At 59.5% G+C, this 17,761-nt stretch carries 16 protein-coding genes; 12 read left to right on the plus strand and 4 right to left on the minus strand.

All coding sequences use genetic code 11. The annotated features are described in order from the left end of the window. Positions 1–136 precede the first annotated feature (136 nt). The 8 genes from PBDP_RS15325 (at position 137) to PBDP_RS15360 (ending at position 8,346) form a co-directional block, all read left to right on the plus strand. Positions 137–841, plus strand: coding sequence for a heavy metal response regulator transcription factor (locus PBDP_RS15325; RefSeq protein ID WP_109754108.1), 705 nt, complete (start codon positions 137–139; stop codon positions 839–841). Continuing rightward, the gene (locus tag PBDP_RS15330; protein WP_212800872.1) at positions 841–2,214 is read left to right on the plus strand and encodes a heavy metal sensor histidine kinase; all 1,374 of its coding nucleotides are present in this window, start codon (positions 841–843) and stop codon (positions 2,212–2,214) included. Before PBDP_RS15325 ends, PBDP_RS15330 begins: the two co-directional genes overlap by 1 nt. A 137-nt stretch (positions 2,215–2,351) precedes the next feature. Further along, positions 2,352–2,612, plus strand: coding sequence for a DUF2790 domain-containing protein (locus PBDP_RS15335; RefSeq protein WP_109754110.1), 261 nt, complete (start codon positions 2,352–2,354; stop codon positions 2,610–2,612). 44 nt (positions 2,613–2,656) lie between these two features. Continuing rightward, entirely contained in the window at positions 2,657–3,709 is a 1,053-nt protein-coding gene (locus PBDP_RS15340) for an oxidoreductase (protein ID WP_212800873.1), read from the plus strand. 69 nt (positions 3,710–3,778) lie between these two features. Then, positions 3,779–5,101 carry an NTP/NDP exchange transporter gene (locus PBDP_RS15345; protein WP_116832451.1) on the plus strand — a complete coding sequence of 441 codons (1,323 nt, stop codon included), beginning with the start codon at positions 3,779–3,781 and terminating at the stop codon, positions 5,099–5,101. Positions 5,102–5,147: 46 nt separating this feature from the next. Continuing rightward, positions 5,148–5,648, plus strand: coding sequence for a lipocalin-like domain-containing protein (locus PBDP_RS15350; protein ID WP_212800874.1), 501 nt, complete (start codon positions 5,148–5,150; stop codon positions 5,646–5,648). Between the two features lie 310 nt (positions 5,649–5,958). After that, complete coding sequence (locus PBDP_RS15355) at positions 5,959–6,564, plus strand: class I SAM-dependent DNA methyltransferase (protein WP_212800875.1); 606 nt, start codon at positions 5,959–5,961, stop codon at positions 6,562–6,564. Between the two features lie 234 nt (positions 6,565–6,798). Next, entirely contained in the window at positions 6,799–8,346 is a 1,548-nt protein-coding gene (locus PBDP_RS15360; RefSeq protein WP_109754115.1) for a TerC family protein, read from the plus strand. Positions 8,347–9,105: 759 nt separating this feature from the next. Here the strand turns inward: PBDP_RS15360 and PBDP_RS15365 are convergent. Beyond that, complete coding sequence (locus PBDP_RS15365) at positions 9,106–10,110, minus strand: NAD(P)-dependent oxidoreductase (RefSeq protein ID WP_212800876.1); 1,005 nt, start codon at positions 10,108–10,110, stop codon at positions 9,106–9,108. A gap of 113 nt (positions 10,111–10,223) precedes the next feature. On the opposite strand from PBDP_RS15365, the gene PBDP_RS15370 reads away from it, so the two are divergent. Then, positions 10,224–10,847, plus strand: a complete 624-nt coding sequence (locus tag PBDP_RS15370; RefSeq protein ID WP_178082488.1) for a TetR/AcrR family transcriptional regulator — start codon at positions 10,224–10,226, stop codon at positions 10,845–10,847. A gap of 83 nt (positions 10,848–10,930) precedes the next feature. On the opposite strand, the gene PBDP_RS15375 is transcribed toward PBDP_RS15370, so the two are convergent. After that, the gene (locus tag PBDP_RS15375) at positions 10,931–12,310 is read right to left on the minus strand and encodes an XAC2610-related protein (protein WP_212800877.1); all 1,380 of its coding nucleotides are present in this window, start codon (positions 12,308–12,310) and stop codon (positions 10,931–10,933) included. A gap of 157 nt (positions 12,311–12,467) precedes the next feature. Here PBDP_RS15375 and PBDP_RS15380 point away from each other — a divergent pair, with 157 nt between their 5' ends. Continuing rightward, positions 12,468–13,097 carry a LysE family translocator gene (locus tag PBDP_RS15380; protein ID WP_109754119.1) on the plus strand — a complete coding sequence of 210 codons (630 nt, stop codon included), beginning with the start codon at positions 12,468–12,470 and terminating at the stop codon, positions 13,095–13,097. Between the two features lie 63 nt (positions 13,098–13,160). Continuing rightward, positions 13,161–13,841 carry a class I SAM-dependent methyltransferase gene (locus PBDP_RS15385; protein WP_116832460.1) on the plus strand — a complete coding sequence of 227 codons (681 nt, stop codon included), beginning with the start codon at positions 13,161–13,163 and terminating at the stop codon, positions 13,839–13,841. A gap of 3 nt (positions 13,842–13,844) precedes the next feature. Here the strand turns inward: PBDP_RS15385 and PBDP_RS15390 are convergent, their stop codons facing one another. Then, the gene (locus PBDP_RS15390; RefSeq protein ID WP_109754121.1) at positions 13,845–15,083 is read right to left on the minus strand and encodes an OprD family porin; all 1,239 of its coding nucleotides are present in this window, start codon (positions 15,081–15,083) and stop codon (positions 13,845–13,847) included. A gap of 118 nt (positions 15,084–15,201) precedes the next feature. After that, positions 15,202–16,485: an MFS transporter gene (locus tag PBDP_RS15395; protein ID WP_162893829.1), complete on the minus strand. Its 1,284-nt coding sequence runs from the start codon at positions 16,483–16,485 to the stop codon at positions 15,202–15,204. Between the two features lie 253 nt (positions 16,486–16,738). Here PBDP_RS15395 and PBDP_RS15400 point away from each other — a divergent pair, with 253 nt between their 5' ends. Further along, positions 16,739–17,686: a LysR family transcriptional regulator gene (locus tag PBDP_RS15400; protein WP_109754123.1), complete on the plus strand. Its 948-nt coding sequence runs from the start codon at positions 16,739–16,741 to the stop codon at positions 17,684–17,686. Positions 17,687–17,761 lie beyond the last annotated feature (75 nt).

The raw sequence follows: 17,761 nt of genomic DNA on the forward strand, positions 1-17,761 counted from the left end.
AATGTCAGGAAGCGGTCAGGTTCAGGACACCTTTGTTCTGTAGTCTGGAAAATGGTGCACACAGCCTGTCCAGAATGCTTGAGAGATGGATAAAAGTCCGTCTCGACCCGCGCCGCTTCTACGGAGGAGTTACCCGATGCGTTTGCTCATCGTCGAGGACGAGGAAAAGACGTCCTCTTATGTGCACCGTGGCTTGAGCGAGCTCGGCTACATCGTTGATGTCGCGACTAATGGCATCGATGGCCTGCACTACGCGCTGGAAATGGATTATGACGTCGTTATCCTGGATGTCATGTTGCCGGGCAAGGACGGCTACGGCGTGCTGCAGGGCTTGCGCCTGTACAAGAAAACCCCGGTCATCATGTTGTCGGCAAGGGGCACGGTGGATGATCGCGTCCGTGGGCTGCGAGAGGGCGCCGATGATTACCTGGCCAAACCCTTTTCATTTGCCGAACTGGTTGCGCGCATCCAGGCATTGATCCGGCGTTTCGCCGACGACACGGCCGACCCGACGCACTTGCGCATCGATGACCTCGAGGTCGACCTGCAAGCGCGCAAGGTCACCCGGGCCGGGGTGCGGCTGGACCTCACGGCCAAGGAGTTCTGTCTGTTGAGCCTGCTGGCGCGGCACCAGGGCGAGATTCTTCCCAAATTGATGATCGCCGAGCAGGTCTGGGACATGAATTTCGACAGTGATGCCAACGTGGTCGAGGTTGCGATCAAGCGTGTGCGCGCTAAAGTGGATGCGCCTTATCCTCGCAAGCTGCTGCATACGGTCCGTGGCATGGGCTATGTACTGGAAAGCCGCGAAGCCGATGGCAGGCAAAACGGTACGCCATGATGAAAGGATCGATATCCAGGCGGCTCGGCCTGATGTTTGCGCTTTCGGTCATGCTGATCACCGCGGTGAGTGCGACGCTGTTGCGCTGTTCCTTGAAGCAATCGCTCGAAGATCAGATGCAGAACGAGCTGATCCTGCGTCATTCCGTACTCGACCCCGTGCTCGCAAAATACGATTCGCCGGCGTTCTGGGTCGGCTTGCGTGAGAAGCTGGATGGCCTGACTCCCGCGGACGAGCGGGTGCGTTATTGGGTGCTGGTTGACGACCCGGCCTACAGTTATGGCGGGGCCATGCCGGACGGCCAGGATTGGTCGAAGCGCCCGGATGGATTCTCCACGGTCGAGTTACCTGACCGGCATCGTCCCATGGTGCTGCTGGTCAAGACCATCGCCGCCATGGGGAGCCGGCCGGAGTTGCGCTTTATCGTGGGGCTCGATTCAACGCCGTTCATGAAGACCTTGGACCAATTCACCAAGGTGCTGATCCTGATTTCGGCGCTGGGCGTTGTGCTGGTGGCATTGCTCGGTTACTGGATCGCGCGTTTTGGCCTGGGGCCGGTCAGGCGCCTGAGCCGTCAGGCCAACAGCCTGCCGCCGGGGGATTCGAAGCAGCGACTGGACACCGAGGCGCTGCCAAGCGAATTGCAGGAGTTGGCGGTGTCGTTCAACGGCGCCTTGGCTCGCCAGGAAGCGGCCTGGTGCCAGCTCGAAGGGTTCAATGCCAATGTGGCCCACGAGCTGCGAACGCCGTTGACCAACCTGATCGGGCAGACCCAGGTTGCGTTGGCCCACGGGCGGGACGTGAATGAGCTTCAGGATCTGTTGCAGTCCAACCTCGAAGAACTGGAACGGATGGGCACCATCGTCAATGACATGCTGTTCCTGGCGGGTGCCGAAAGTGGGCAGCGGGCGACCGAGCTCAGTGATGTCTCGCTTTATGAAGAGGCATCGAAGACGGTGGAATACCTTGAGCCTGTCTTGCATGACAAACAGCTGAACGTGGTGATCAAAGGCGACATGCGCGTATGCATCGACCGACGCCTGTTTCACCGCTCCCTCGCCAATCTGATACAAAACGCGGCGCGATACGCGGTGCCGGAGAGCGTCATCATCGTCCGCCTGGAAAGCCATGGCATGCAGGCCCAGGTGAGCGTTTCCAATGCAGGCGAGCCTATCGACAACGTGCATCTGGAGCATTTGTTCGAACGCTTCTATCGCGCCGACGCCGCCAGGGCCCGGAGCGACGCGCACCATGGCCTGGGGCTTTCCATTGTGCGGGCCGTGGCGTCCATGCACGGTGGACGAGTGTTTGCCCACAGCAAGGATGGGCTCAATACCTTCGGATTTTCCCTGACGAGCCAAGCGGCGCGCTAGTTGCGTCTTAGCGAACGCCGGTGTTTCCCCAACATCGGCGTTTGACATCTTCCTGTCAGTCAGCAGTCACCTTGACGTCAGTGTCCCCCTCCTAGAGTGCTAACACCATCCCGGTAAAGGCAGTCGTGGAGTCCATCATGAATATCCAAAACCTGTCGATCGCCAGTCTGCTGGCCGTCATCACATTGAGCGGTTCACCTCTGTTCGCCAAAGAAAACACGGAACCACCGGCTTACGAGTATGGCATGCCGCTGGACATCGCCCACGCCATTCGCATCGAGGCACCGAGCTCGCAAGTGTGTGAGGTCGTGCGGGCAAAAATGACCTATGTGGATACGCAAGGGCAAACCCGCCAAGTCAGCTTTCTGCAACTGGCTGAGGCGTGTTCCATCCAGTGATCGCCGGTCGTGTCGGTTCATTGTTTCAAATAGAGGATTCAACCATGTGGAACACAGCAACCCCCGCAATCGGCCTTCTGAACACCATAAACCCGTTGATGAGACTGGTCCGGGCACTTGTCGCCGGTGTCGCGCTGCTCAGTGCCGTAAGTATCGAAGCATCGGCTCGTGTCGCACCGAAACCCGACTGGTCGACCAACGACATGCCGTCTCAGGAGGGCCGAATCGTCTTGGTCACCGGCGGCACCAGCGGCATGGGTTATGAGGATGCGCTGGCACTTGCCCGTGCCGGCGCGCAGGTGATTATCGCTGCTCGCAATCCAGAGCGCGGTGCACAGGCCATTGCACGCATTCAACAGGCGGTGCCCGATGCCAAGGTGCAGTTCGAGGCCGTGGACCTGGCCAACCTTTCATCCGTGCGCGACCTGGCCCAGCGTCTTAATCAGAGGCTGCCGCGCCTCGACGTGTTGATCAACAATGCCGCCATCATGGCGCCGTCCGAACGAGGTACATCAGCCGATGGTTTCGAACTTCAGTTAGCAACCAATTACCTGGGGCACTTCGCGCTGACCGGCCTGCTGGTGCCGCTCCTGCGTCAAAGCCAGGACGCACGCGTGGTGAGCCTTTCAAGCATTGCAGCGACCCGTGGCGCGATAAACTTCGATGACCTCCAGGCCAACCAGAAGTACGACCCGTACGCGACATACGCGCAATCGAAACTGGCCATCCTGCATTGGGCGTTCGCGTTGCAGCGGCGCAGCGATGCCGAAAATTGGGGCATTCGTAGCATCGCCGCGCACCCCGGCGTTGCCGTAACCGAGTTGGTCGAACGCGGCCCCGGCCTCAACAGTGAATTCGGCCAGCGCTGGGCCCAGGACCGCGACGCCTACCACTCAGCGGCACAAGGGGCGTTGCCCACGCTGTATGCCGCCACCGCTAAGCAGGCCGTCGGCGGCGCCTATTACGGCCCGACCGGAGACCAGGAAAAACGCGGCCCGCTGGGTTTTGCCAAAACGCCTGCCGCAGCAACCAGGGAGGCGGATTCCGATCGGCTTTGGGCCGTCTCCGAACGGCTGACCGGCGTCACCTACCCCTGATGCAACCTTGGGCGCGGGTGTCCGTCCCGTGCCCACCCTCTGGCCTGTTGCCGCCTTCCTGGAGCTCCCATGAGTACGCCTTCCTATCTGCACCGGCTGAGCCTCGCCCTTAATGCCCGCGACGGTGAGCTGCGTCCTGCGTTGTACGGATTCCTGCTGTTCCTGTGCCTCTTTACCGGTTACTTCATGCTGCGCCCGATCCGCGAATCGATGGGCATCGCGGCGGGCGTGGAGAATCTGCAATGGCTGTTTACCGCGACCTTCCTGGTCATGCTGGCGGCGGTTCCGATGTTTGCCTGGCTCAGTTCCCGGGTACCGCGCTTGCGCCTCATCGATTGGGTGTACGGCTTCTTCGGCATCAATCTGCTGATGTTCGTCGAGTTCTTCCAGTTCCAGCCGGACAGTGTCTGGCTGGCCCGGGTCTTTTACGTCTGGATCTCGGTTTATAACCTGTTCGTCGTGTCCGTGGCCTGGAGCTTGATGGCGGATGTATTCGACAGCGAGCAGGCCAAGCGTTTATTTGCCTTCATCGCTGCCGGTGCCAGCATCGGCGGTTTGCTGGGGCCGGCCCTGAGCGCGCTGCTCATCGATACCCTCGGCGCCTCTGGGTTGATGCTGCTGGCGGCCTTGTTGCTCGGGGCCACGCTGGTCTTGAAGCGGGCGTTGATGAGATGGCGCGAGGAGGGTGGGGCAGGCCGACCGGGCGCCGCGCCGACGCAAAGCCCTCGGCAGCCACTGCGCGGCAACCCGTTCAGCGGCTTGACGGCGGTGCTCAGATCACCTTACCTGCTGGGAATCGCCGGGTTCGTGGTGCTGTTGGCGACCGTCAGCACCTTTCTGTATTTCGAGCAGGCGCGCCTGGTGGCCGAGCACTATCCGGATCGCGAATCGCAAGTTCGCATCTTTGGCACCATCGACATCATCGTGCAGGCGGGCGCGTTGCTGTCCCAGCTGTTCATCACCGGCCGTATCGCACCGAAGCTGGGGGTACGCGCGTTGCTGGCCATCGTGCCGCTGCTCATGTCCATCGGCTTCCTGGGCCTGGCGTTGGCGCCCGGGTTTGCGCTGCTTACGACGTTGATGATCGTACGACGAATCGGCGAGTACGCGTTCGTCCGGCCGGGCAGGGAAATGCTCTTCGCACCCTTGGACGCCGAGAGTAAATACAAGGCGAAGAACTTCATCGACACCGTGGTTTATCGCGCCGGTGACGCCATGAGTGGCTGGGCCAAGAGCCTGCTTGACATGCTGGGGCAGGGCGCCGGCCTGGCCGCGATGATTGGCGCGTGTTGCGCGTTGCTGTGGGGTTACTTGGGCTGGCAATTGGGACGGCAGGCCGATTATGCCGCTTCGCGGGAACTACGCCTGGCAATTATCTCGGCCAGGGCATGAAGATTTTTTATTCTCCATCGCATCCTTACAGTGAGAGGTGATACAGATGACTCTAAAAAACAGCGTACTGGCAATAGGTGCGGTCATTGCCTTTTCGGTTTTCCCCACAGCCTTCGCGGGCGAACAAAACTCGTTGATCGGCACTTGGCGCATGATCAGCGCAACGGTTGAGCACCAGGGCAGTAGCTCGGATGCTTATGGACCCAATCCTCATGGCTGGCTCGTTTTCACCCCGGAGTTGACGTTTGTTGAAGTGCTCACGGATCCACGCGTGCCGCCGTTTCGCTCCAACGTGCGTGGCGAAGGCACCGATGAGGAAAACCGCGCAGCCATGCTCGGTAGCATCGGTTTCTTTGGACGATATACCGTTAACCAGAACGGCGAGTTCACGGGCAACACCGTCGAAGGATCTACGTTTCCAAACTGGGTGGGCGCTGTGCGTACCCAGGATGACTTGCAACTGAAGGTTGACGGCGACCGGATGGTGGAAGATTTTCGGCGCCCGGATGGGATGAAGGTTCACATCGTCTGGGAGCGTGTAAAGTAGCTTCGAAGCATCTTCCATGCTTCTCGTGAGACAGGGCGGTTCCAGCGCTCTGTCGAATACATTCATTTCCTGGCCAATCCCCCGGCAGCTCTGAGTGGAGTGGCGGTGCTGCTGAAATCTCTATAGCGTTGCAATGGCCGGCCCCGGTGGGGCTAGAATCAGTACGAATGCATCCGCCTTAAAATCATAAACACTCTGTTTAACATAATATACATTACACGCACCAACAGATATTCCACACAGGCCATCTCCCAGGTACATTTGAAAGCTCAGTCACATCCCTCGACCACATTCCCCAGGATCTTCTCCCATGCATGAGGCAGCCCATCAGATCATCGACCTCTACGAGCGTCACGCTCAAACATGGGATCGCGTTCGCCCGCGGTGCCTCGTCGAGCAATCATGGCTGGATCGTTTTCGTCAGGCCATGCCTGTTGTCGATGCTCATGTCCTCGACATTGGCTGTGGTTGCGCCGAACCCATGGCTGGTTACTTGATCGACGCGGGACATGCCGTATGTGGCATTGATTCGTCCAAGGCGATGATCAGTCTATGCCAGCAACGTTTCCCGCAGCACGATTGGCATGTTGCCGATATGCGCCAGTTAGCGCTTGATCAGCGTTTCGCTGGCATTCTGGCGTGGGACAGTTTCTTTCACCTGACGCCTGAGGATCAGCGTCGGATGTTCCCGATTTTCCAGGCCCATGCCCAGCCAGGCGCTGCACTGATGTTTACCAGCGGGCCGGCCCATGGCATTGCATTAGGCACTTTCGAAGGAGAAACGCTTTATCACGCCAGCCTGGACCACAATGAATACTTCGAATTGCTCACAACCCATGGTTTCAACGTCGTTGAGCAAACTACGGAAGATCCGGCTTGTGGTGGTCACACGATTTGGCTAGCTGTTAGCTGTTAGAAACGTCGCGTCGAGTACAAACCGCCAAGCGCAGATCACCGTCCTGTCAGATCCTGTAATAAATCGTCTCGTATGAAATGCTGGAAACCGTTGTAGGATTTCTTTCCCAATTATTTCCAGGTCAGTATGAACACGCCCCAGGAACCTCCCAGTAGCTTTCCAAAGAACAGAATTCCCTCCAGCGCTCCAGCACCTTCTTCCCTCGCATTGATCGCCCGAGGGAGCGAATAACCCATGGAATGGATCGTTGACCCCACGGCCTGGCTCGGCCTGCTGACCTTGATCGTGCTGGAGCTGGTGCTCGGCATCGATAACCTTGTATTCATCGCCATCCTGGCTGACAAACTTCCGCCCGAGCAGCGCGACCGCGCCCGCATCATCGGCTTGTCCCTGGCGTTGTTGATGCGCCTTGGCCTCCTTGCCAGCATCTCCTGGATGGTGACGTTGACCAACCCGTTGTTCGAGGTCTTCGGCAAGACGTTCTCGGGCCGGGATTTGATCATGCTGTTCGGTGGTGTATTCCTGTTGTTCAAGGCAACCATGGAGTTGCATGAGCGACTCGAAGGCCACGTGGCACAACGGTCCGGCAACGCGGCCTATGCGATGTTCTGGCCTATCGTTGCGCAGATTGTGGTACTGGACGCGGTCTTTTCCCTGGATGCGGTGATCACGGCCGTGGGTATGGTGGAGCACCTGTCGGTCATGATGATCGCGGTGATGTTCTCTATCGGCTTGATGATGATCGCGAGCAAACCGCTGACAAAATTCGTCAACGGCCACCCTACTGTCATCATGCTGTGCCTGGGCTTTTTGATGATGATCGGCTTCAGCCTCACGGCTGAAGGCCTGGGTTTCCACATTCCGAAAGGCTACTTGTACGCCGCGATTGGTTTCTCGATCCTGATTGAATTGTTCAACCAGCTGGCGCGCTCGCGCCGCAAGAAAAGCCTGCAAGGTCTTCGGCCGATGCGCGAGCGCACCGCCCATGCGGTGTTGCGCCTGTTGGGCGGCCAAAAGCTGGGGGCCGATGAAGTCGGTGAGGAAATCGCCGACATGCTGGAAGGTGACGAACCGGAGCAGGTTTTCCATCGACGCGAACGGGTCATGATCAGTGGCGTACTGCAATTGGCCGAGCGCCCGATACGCAGCGTGATGACACCTCGTGCGCAAATTGACCACCTCGACTTGGCCAATGAAGCGCAGGAAATCCGTACGGCACTGATGCACTCTTCCTACTCACGCTTGCCGTTGATCCGGGAAGGACGCGTGGATGAGCCGCTAGGCTTTGTCCATAAGAAAGAACTGCTCAAGGAAATACTGGCGGGCAATCAGCCCAATCTGGAAGTCATGGCGCGCAAAGCCATCAACCTGCTCGACAGTTTCACGATCCTCAACGCACTGGAGCAAATGCGTAAAGAGTCGACCCACATCGCGTTCGTGGTGAACGAGTTCGGTGACTTCGTCGGCCTTCTCACAATGACTGACATCCTGGAATCCATTGCAGGTGAACTGCCGGATGCCAGTGAAATTGAAGGCCCGAATATTGTCGCCCAGGATGGAGGCTTTCTCGTCAGCGGCGCCCTGCCCCTCAGCCAGGTTCGTGAACACATCGGCTTCCAGGCGAAAGCGACGCAAGATTACCAGACGCTCGCCGGCTTGGTGATGAGCCTGCTGGATCGCTTGCCAATCATCGGAGACACTCTTCGTTGGCAAGAGTGGAGCATGACTGTGCTGGAGGTCGAAGAGCGCCGGGTGACCAGGGTGCTGTTACGTAAGGAATAAGCGTAGAGCGAGGCCGCAGATGCTAGCCCACCGCACGTATGCACCTTATCCAGAACCGGCTAAAAAGGGTCCACTCCACAATCAGATGCAGTTAAACTGCGCGCCCTCTGATGTCACCTCCAGGAAGGATTCGATGACGTTTCGGCTATTGGGAGCTGCTGCGGCCCTACTACTGCTATCCGCTTGCTCTAACTATCAGTACAGATCTTTTGTCGGCAATTTAGATGATCCTGCCCTCCAGGTCTTGGACTTGTCCGATGGAGTCGCCGATGCCCCGGTTATCTACTTCGAGACGCTCCAGTATCGGGATCTGGGCGTACCGTTCCACCGCCTGCTTCTCGCAACCCGGGTGGATGGCCAGTCCTTACCTTATGCCGGTAAGCACTCAATCCTGGAGTACTTCGGTTACCAAGCCGTTCGGTTGACGCCAGGTCCGCACTCATTGGAGTGGTGCTGGGTCTCGATGAACAAACTGGGTACAGGTGGAGGCAAATGCGGCTTCAGTGCCCCGGACATCAGGTTGGAAGCCGGCAAGCGTTATTTGGCTACGTGGTCATCGTCGACATCCATGATAGGGGTCTCAGGGAGTGAGCAAATGCAGATCAGGGTGAATTCCTACGTACTTGACCGGGATACTAAGAAGCAGGTCTACCCCTGATAGCAAAACCTCGGTCAGCCATATTGATCGCCGTTGCGAGGCCCGTGCTTTTTTTGATAAGCCTCCGAGGAAACGATCAGCACACGGAGTTTCGTAACTCATTACCCCTGCAGCTTGCGTAACTCCCCGCCCTCCTCCTTCAGACGCTCCAGATACATGGCGGCGTCCAACAGTTGATAAGGGAAATAAAGCCCTGGCGGCGTCGGTGGCTGGCCGTCCAACCCGAGGAGTCGTTCAAGAGTCATTGCGACGCTGAGGCCGGTCAATGGCGCAGCGCCTGCCGGGTGGATGACTGCATGACGCGTATGCAAGGGTTCGCCCTGGAGGTCCTCGCCAACGAGTTCGATGATGATCTCGGTGGACATCGGCCTGCCCTGGCGCCGGGTTGAACTCACTGCGGTGGCCAAGTTGAATTGGACATTTGCTGCACCCGTCGCAGCCGCCAGGCCGACGACATCAATGGACGAAAAGCCGGAAGCCTCGATTTCCGTACCATCCACCGCATGGAATCGTGTCTTGGAATCCTCTCCTTCGCGCCAAACGAACACACCGTCGCGTCGTGTCAGTGCGGCAGGCAGCATTTTGTTCAGGTGTTCAAAGTCAGTGGCGACGGTTGGGCCGCCGGTGTCCTGCTCATCGACCAGCGCGTTGATACGGATGTCCTGGACCCGGCCAAATGCCCGGGCAACGCTCAGCGTCGCCACGGTCGTCGCCCCTGCCATCCATTCGTAACCGAGGACAATGGGCGAGGCGTCAGGCGTATGCATGTACGTCGCAATTTCCGGCGCGATCTCGAAAACGCCGGAGGAAATGCTGAGGTGCGGCACGCCGCGTTTTTGCGCAAAACGCAATCCGGCAAGGGCGTGGTCCATATAAAAGACCACGACGGCGCTGACCGGGCGATCGCCGAGGCCTAGATCGTCTGCGTTAGAGTCAATCGCCACGCCCTGTGCCCCGCCAATGTGATCCGCGGCGCGCTGAGCCTTGGCAAGGTCGCGACCACCGATCAGCAGTGGTACCTCGGGGTGGGCGGCGCGAAGCGCCCGGGCAGTGTGATGACCAATGGCGCCGGAACCGCCCATTAATAAGATAGGATCAAGTGACATGGTGTGTTCTCCTTGTCTCTGGTTTAAACCTACTTTCAGTAGGTAACCTAACACAACATCACGCACTTCAACCTACCATTAGTAGGTTTTTTAGCGATCAGGAGCAAAAAACCGTGCAGAAAGACATTGAGCACAGCCCTGTCGGTTCCCCTCCCCGCCGGCTTGCGAAAGCCGAACGGCGGCGACAGTTGCTGGATACCGCGCTACTGATCGTGCGCGAGGAAGACGCGGATCGGCTGACCTTGGGGCATCTGGCCGTTCGCGCCGGCGTGTCCAAACCGGTTGTCTACGATCATTTCGGCACCCGTTCGGGTCTGTTGATCGAGCTCTACAAATGGATCGATACCGAGCGGGTCAGCGCTTTCCGTGACGCCATGTCCAAGACTGCGCGGAGCCTGGAAGAGACAGCCTTGGTCCTGTCCAGCGCCTACATTCATTGCGCGGCCGATAACACCGACGAATTCCATGCTGTGGGCGCAGCCCTGGCAGGCAGCGAAGAGAAGGCGGCGGTGTTCCAGGAGCTCTTGGATAACTGTGTGCAGATGTTCATATCTGTGCTCGAACCTCATACGACGTGGCCAGCGGACGAACTCGAACGATGCTGCATTGGCCTGGTTGGCGCGGGGGAAGCCCTGTCCTGCGCGTTGGTACGAGGGCGGCATGGCGAAGACGAGGTCATTGAAACATTCGCTTCACTGATCCGCAGCGTCGTAAAGCCGACAGAGGCGCAACTTTAGACGTCGTGATAGCGGACCCGAGCTCGTTTACATGTCCGATGGACTGCAAGCTCTTCTACGGCTTGCGGATTGCTGCTCCGTGCTCAACGCTGCTTCAAATACACCCCGGCCAGCCCGTCCTGTGAATCCGGAACCGCGTTGTAGGCAATGACAGCAAAGCCTTTCACCAATTGAATATGATATGGACCGTTCTTACCGGAGGCTTGCGGCTCGCGCACGATGATCAGGTTGCTGCTGTCCATCGGCACGATGTGATGCTCGGTCACGCTGTCCTTTGTGGCCATGGTGAATTCGGCGACTTCTCTTCCATTGGCATCCCGCTCAGGGAGAATCTTCAGGTCCAGATCGGCGTCGTGCCCCAGTGCGTCCTGCATCTGGTAATGGCCGCTACGCTGGGCCGCGTCGACATCGTCGATCTTGTCGTTATCCAACTCGCGTTCTTCATCGTGCAGCAGGACAGCCCCTTGGTGGTCGTCGCCCTTGGCACCGCTGACCCAGATACCGGTGAAAGAGTACGGTTCGACTTTTTCCCGGGAGATCCGCCAGGTACCCGTTTGACGACCATCGCCGGCATATTCATGGAGGCTGATAAGGTCGTCATCCGCGTCTTCCCGAATGCCCAGCAGCTTGATCGGTTCGCCGTTGCCCGCCTGGGTATAGCGCACCTCACCAACGATCACGGCACCTTGCACCTGGTACCAGAGTTCTACCGGGGTCTTTGTGTCGAGGGTACCGGCGAGGATCACGGGGTCCTCCTTCTCGGGGCCTTCCAGGCGCGATTGCTCAAGCCATTGGCCCTCTTTCAATTCACCCGTGGTGCGCAGCGTGTAGCCGCTGGGCATGCTGGTGTTTTCGCCTGGCTCGGTCGGCTGGATTTGCTCCTCGGTGTCCGAGCGAAGCAGGACCAGCTCGTCGCCGTGCATTTTCCATTGAGTGGCGCGGGTCCAGCAGCAGTCACGGTCGGTTTGTGACAGCAGAACGCCGTCCAGCGGGCTGACAGAGAACATGCCTTTGCTGTCCCCCCTGGCCAGGGCCGTCAAGGCCGGATTGAGGATCCATTGGGTTTTCCGCGGGTCTTGCAGATAGACGTCGAACGTCGGTTTGTAGCTCGCGTCGGGATCGTTGCCATTGCGGATCGCCAAGTCCTGGCGGCCATCGAAGTTGAAGTCGTCGAAGTACAACAGGCTCTGAGGGCCAAGTAGCCAGTTATCGACCTTGCCGTTGCGGTCCACGGGCACATTGCCGGCGGGCGTCTGCAATTGCTGCAGGGCTTCGTGGGTGTTGTTGTCGCGCACGGTGATGAACGCTTGCGCCAGTTGATGCGGGTCTTCCGGCGGCTCCGGGAACAGCACTTCGACCAGATATTGGCCACTGCGGTCATTCACCGCGAACGCCCTTGGCTCGGCCATGACCGGGGCCGCCACAGTCATGGAAAGAAGCACACTGCTGACGAGCGAACGCATCCACCCACTTCCTTGCTGAAATTCGGGGCCGCAGTTTAGCGACTCCCGTGATTCATCGCGAGAGAGACGACTGTTGCTATCAGTTAGGCCCGGACTGTAACTGACGCCCTGCTCGCCGTTCGCTTACTGTCGAGGCTCATCCCACGGAGTGATTCCCATGCCGGATACCGCCAATCTCTACCTGTTCGTGGTTGCTGTCGTGCTTTTGCTGATCGTTCCGGGGCCCAACATGGCCTTTGTCACCAGCCATGCGTTGGCCCACGGCTGGCGTGCTGGCGTCGCGGCCGCCCTCGGCATTTCCTTGGCGGACGTGCTGATGACCATGATGGTCAGCGCTGGCATCGGCGCGCTGGTGATGAGCTGGGCACCGGCGTTCGACGTGCTGCGCCTGGCCGGGGCCGCTTATCTGCTGTGGCTTGCCTGGCAAGCACTGAGAGCGCCGGCTGCGACTCAGGATAGCCAGCTCCAGGTGGCTTCGCAGTGGAAAATCTTCTGCCGAGGCGCCCTCAACAGCCTCTTGAATCCCAAGGCGCTGCTGTTCTTCATGGTGTTTCTGCCCCAGTTCGTCAACGTCAAGGCCGGCGGCGTAAGCCTGCAACTGATCTTCCTCGGAGCGTTGCTGGCACTGATTGCATTCGTCTTCCATACGCTGCTGGGTGTTTGCGCCGCACAGCTCAGGGCGAAACTGGCAAACAGCGGGATTTCAAGGCGCCTGGGTACGTATGGTTTTGCCGGGGTCATGGCAGCGCTGGCGGCACGCCTGTTGTTTCTCGACCGCCCGCTTTGACCCGCGGCGTCCTTGCGCCAGCGATTGTCCTATGCTTATCCAATCCACTGCGGAGCTGGACCCATGTCCTCCGAAACCACCCTCCTCCAAAGCTGGCACCACAATGCCCAGGCCTGGATCGAAGCCATCCGCACGGGGGCCATCGAAAGCCGCCTGACGGTCACGGACCAGGCCATGCTGCTGGCGGTACTGAGCCGCCAGCCCGAGCGTGTGCTTGATCTGGGTTGCGGCGAAGGCTGGCTGTTGCGGGCGCTGACTGAACGGGGCATCGAGGCGGTCGGTGTGGATGGCGACGCGACGTTGATCGATGCGGCCCGGGCAGCGGGCTCCTCCCTGGTGCACCTGGCAAGCTATGAAGCGCTGGTGGAGGCCAAGGTGGACGTCGGCAGCGGCTACGACCTGATCTGCGCCAACTTCGCCCTGTTGCACCAGGACATCATCCCATTGCTCGCGGCGATGAACGCCCTGCTCAACCCGGGCGGAGCGCTAGTGATCCAGACACTGCACCCGTGGACTGTGGCGGCAGGCAATTACCAGGACGGCTGGCGAGAAGAAACCTTCGACGGGTTCAAGGGCCAATGGCGGCCCATGCCGTGGTACTTCCGCACCTTGTCCAGTTGGCTCAATGCCCTGGACATGGCCGGTTTCCGACTGGTGGTGCTGCAGGAACCGCAGCACCCACAAAGTCCGGTGCCGCAGTCGTTGCTTTTGGTGGCCGAACAATACCGGTCGGCAGAGCGATGATTCTTACCACAGCGCCATCGTATAGCTGACGATCAACCGGTTCTCATCCAGATCGTTGCCAAAATTCGAACGGACCGTCGCATTGCGCCATTTCAAGCCCAGCCCCTTGAGCGTGCCGTCCTGCACCACATAGGCGATATCCGTGTTGCGCTCCCACTCCTTACCTTCGCCTGGTGCGGTGCGCTGGACATTGTCGCCAGTGATGTAGCGGGTCATGAACGTCAACCCGGGCACGCCAATGGCGGCAAAGTTGTAGTCATAACGCGCCTGCCAGGAACGCTCGTCGATGTTGGCGAAGTCGCCGATCTGCACGAAGTTGACCAAGTACGGATCGCTGCGTCCGATGTAGGGGAACGGATCGTCGCCGCTCATGCGTTGATAACCCAGGCCCAACGCATGGCCCGCCAGGCTGTAGGTGAACAAGGCGCCGAAGGCCTGGTTGTCGAGATCGCGAAAGTTGCCGTCTTCGGTGCTGCGCGAATAGCGCACGTCGCTCTTGAACGACTGGCCTGCGCCCAGGTCCAGGGTGTGGACGAACCCGAGGTAGTTTTGCTGGTAGATGTCTTCCAACTGGCTATAGCGGTATTGCGCCGTGAGGTTCGGCAGGAACTGATAGTCCGCCCCGGCGAACTGGAACTTGTCGCTGCTTCCACCGATGCGATTGGCGGTCATGTCCTGGTAGTCGGTGGAGTCGACAAAGTTGATCTGCGTGAGTTGCCCGGCGCTCAGCTTCAAGCGATCGATTTCCTGCACGCTCAACAACCCGCCCTTGAACGTTCCCGGCAGCAGGCGCGTGTCGTTGGAGCTCACCGCCGGGTCCTTGATCTGCAACGTCCCCAGCTTCAAGGTGCTATTGGATAGGCGCACCTTGGCAGTCAGACCGAGTTCGCCATAACGGTCTTGCGAACCGCCCGACAAATCCGCCGGTAACAGATTGGTGCCCGCCGTGCCGCCCCCGGAATCGAGTTTGAAGCCGGCCATGCCCAAGGCATCGAGGCCGAAACCCACGGTTCCGGCGGTGTAACTCGACTCCATCCGCAGCAAAAAGCCCTGGGCCCATTCTTCAGCCTTGTCCCGTGCCCCCTCCTGGCGGAAGTCGCGATTGAAGTAAAAGTTGCGGGCCTCCAGGCTGCCTTTGCTGTCGGCGATGAAGTCGGCCTGGGCGTTCGGCATGCCGATCAGGCTCAGGCCGAGCAACGTACCGGCGGGGGTATGAAACCAGGTGGATGTGAAATGCCGCATGGCATGCTCCTTTTTATGGACGCGAGCGAACCCTCTCGGGGGCGCTGCCTTCGCGTCCGATGGTTGTTGTTTTAAAGGTTGGTACGGCGTCCGCTCTTTGCGCGGACGCCACGGGCAGTCAGGATTCGAGCTGTCTGCCGCGGGTTTCCGGCAGGCTCAACGCCGCCAGGATCACTACGCCATAGGCGCCGGCGGCGAACACACCGATCCCGGTGCCGATGGGCAAGGTGTTGCTCAGCGTGCCGATGAACAACGGGAACAGCGCCGCGATGGAGCGCCCGGCGTTGTAGCAGAACCCCTGACCCGACCCACGCATACGGGTGGGAAACAGCTCAGTCAGGAACGCGCCCATGCCGGCGAAGATGCCCGAAGCGAAGAAACCCAGGGGGAAGCCCAGCCAGAGCATCCAGGCGTTATCGATGGGCAGTTGGGTGTAGGCCAGGACGATTGCCATGGACCCGACGGCGAACAGAATGAAGTTCTTTTTGCGGCCGATGGCATCGGTCAACAACGCACTGGTCACATAGCCGACATAGGAACCGACGATGACCATCGCAAGGTAACCGCCGGTACCGAGCACACTCAGGCCGCGCTCGGTTTTCAGGTATGTCGGTAACCATGTGGTGATTGCGTAGTAGCCGCCCAGCGCACCGGTGGTCAACAGCGAGGCACGCAAGGTAGTGCTGAGCATCCGAGGGGCAAATATCTCGAAAAATGCCCACCGCGAACCCAGCTCTGGCTTGGCCTGGCGCTCCCGCACAGCATGTTCGAAGGTGTCCGATTCCTTGACCAGTCGACGGATTACCAGCACAAACAGCGCCGGTACCAGGCCGATCATGAACAACGCCCGCCAGGCCTGTTCCGGTGGCAGGAAAGTGAACAGCCCGGCATACAGCAGCGCCGTCAGCCCCCAGCCCAGCGCCCACCCGGCCTGCACCATGCCCACTGCTTTGCCACGGTCCTTGGCGCGGATAACCTCGCCGATCAACACCGCCCCCGCGGTCCATTCCCCGCCGAAGCCAAAGCCCATCAAGGTCCGGGCCACCAGCAATTGTTCGTAGTTCTGCGCCAGCCCACACAAAAAGGTGAAGAACGCGAACCACAGGACCGTCAGTTGCAGGGTCCGTACCCGGCCGATACGGTCGGACAGGATTCCGGCGATCCACCCGCCTGCCGCCGAGGCCAACAAGGTGCAGGTGCCGATCATGCCGGCGTCGCCCTTGGAGATTCCCCAGGTCGCGATCAGGGTCGGGATAACGAAACTCAGCATCTGCGTATCCATGCCGTCCAAGGCATAGCCGATCTTGCAGCTCCAGAATGTACGTTTTTCATTTTTCGACAGGGGGCCGTACCAACTGAATGGGCCCGTGCGCCCTGTCCCGGTGGTTACGCCGTCAGTCATGGTCTTTTCCATGGAAGGTTCCTGCGGCAGCAAGCGAAGATGACGGACACGCCTCGTTATTCTTTTGTGAAGGCGTTGTCGTTGGGGATGCGGACGCAGTGGCTGCGTCGTGGGGCGGATTCTTTGTGGCAAATCCACGCAGCGTCAAACGGGAAAAACACCCGATCGGGCATAAGAAAATTTGATGCGTCCAATGGCCTGATCTGGAGTAACAATTGCAATCATAAGAACCACACGCACCCAGAGAGCCTTCATGAACCTCAAATTCCTCGAAACCTTCGTCTGGGTCGCCCGACTGCAGAGCTTCAGCCTCACCGCCGAGAAGATGTTCAGCACCCAGGCAGCGATCTCCAGCCGGATCGCTTCATTGGAAGAAGAATTGGGCTTGCGCCTGTTCGTGCGGGATTCGCGCGGGGTCTCGCTGACACCCGAAGGCCTCAAGGTGCTCGACTACGCCGAACAGATGCTCGAAGTCCAGCGGGCGTTGAAGCAGTCACTGGACACCAACAGCCCGCAGCAAGGCCTGGTGCGCATCGGCGTGATGGATACGGTGATTCATACCTGGCTCAGCCCGTTGATGTCGATGCTGATGCAAGCCTTTCCCGCCGTGGAAATCGAAATCACCGCCGATGCGGCGCGCAACCTCTGTGAGCAATTGCAGAAAGGCTACCTGGACATCGTGTTCCAGACCGATCTGGTCCGCCACGAAAGCGTGCGCAACCTGGAACTGGGTCACTATCCCATGCACTGGATCGCCGCCAGCCAGTCCATCTATGCCCGCCCCTACGCTTCGCTGGTGGAGATGGCGGGCGAGCGCATCATCACCTTCGTCAAGCATTCGCGTCCGCACCAGGATGTGCTCAACCTGTTGTACGCCCATGGGGTCACGGCACCGCGGGTCAGTTGCGTCAATTCGGTGTCGGCCATGACCCGGCTGATTCGCGACGGATTCGGCATCGGCGCCTTGCCAGCAGCGCTGGTGGCCAAGCCGCTGGCCAGCGGCGAATTGATCCAGCTCGAGCCCGGCACCGCCCTGCCCCAACTCGACGTCGTCGCCTCCTGGCGCGCTGGCGTCGGCCTGGAGCTGATCGAGAACATCGTCCAGATGAGTCGCCAGGTGGTCAGCCAATACGCCGCTGATGTCGGGCCGCAACGCATGGTGGCGGCCCCGGGCCTGAACAGCCAAGCGCCTCTGGAATAACTTTTACTTGTCACGGGGTACCAATATTCCTTGTTGGACGTCATCGCCATGCTGTTCTCAAAGTAACGGACGAAC

Source organism: Pseudomonas sp. St290 (genome assembly GCF_018325805.1).
In the GTDB taxonomy this organism is placed as follows: domain Bacteria; phylum Pseudomonadota; class Gammaproteobacteria; order Pseudomonadales; family Pseudomonadaceae; genus Aquipseudomonas; species Aquipseudomonas bijieensis.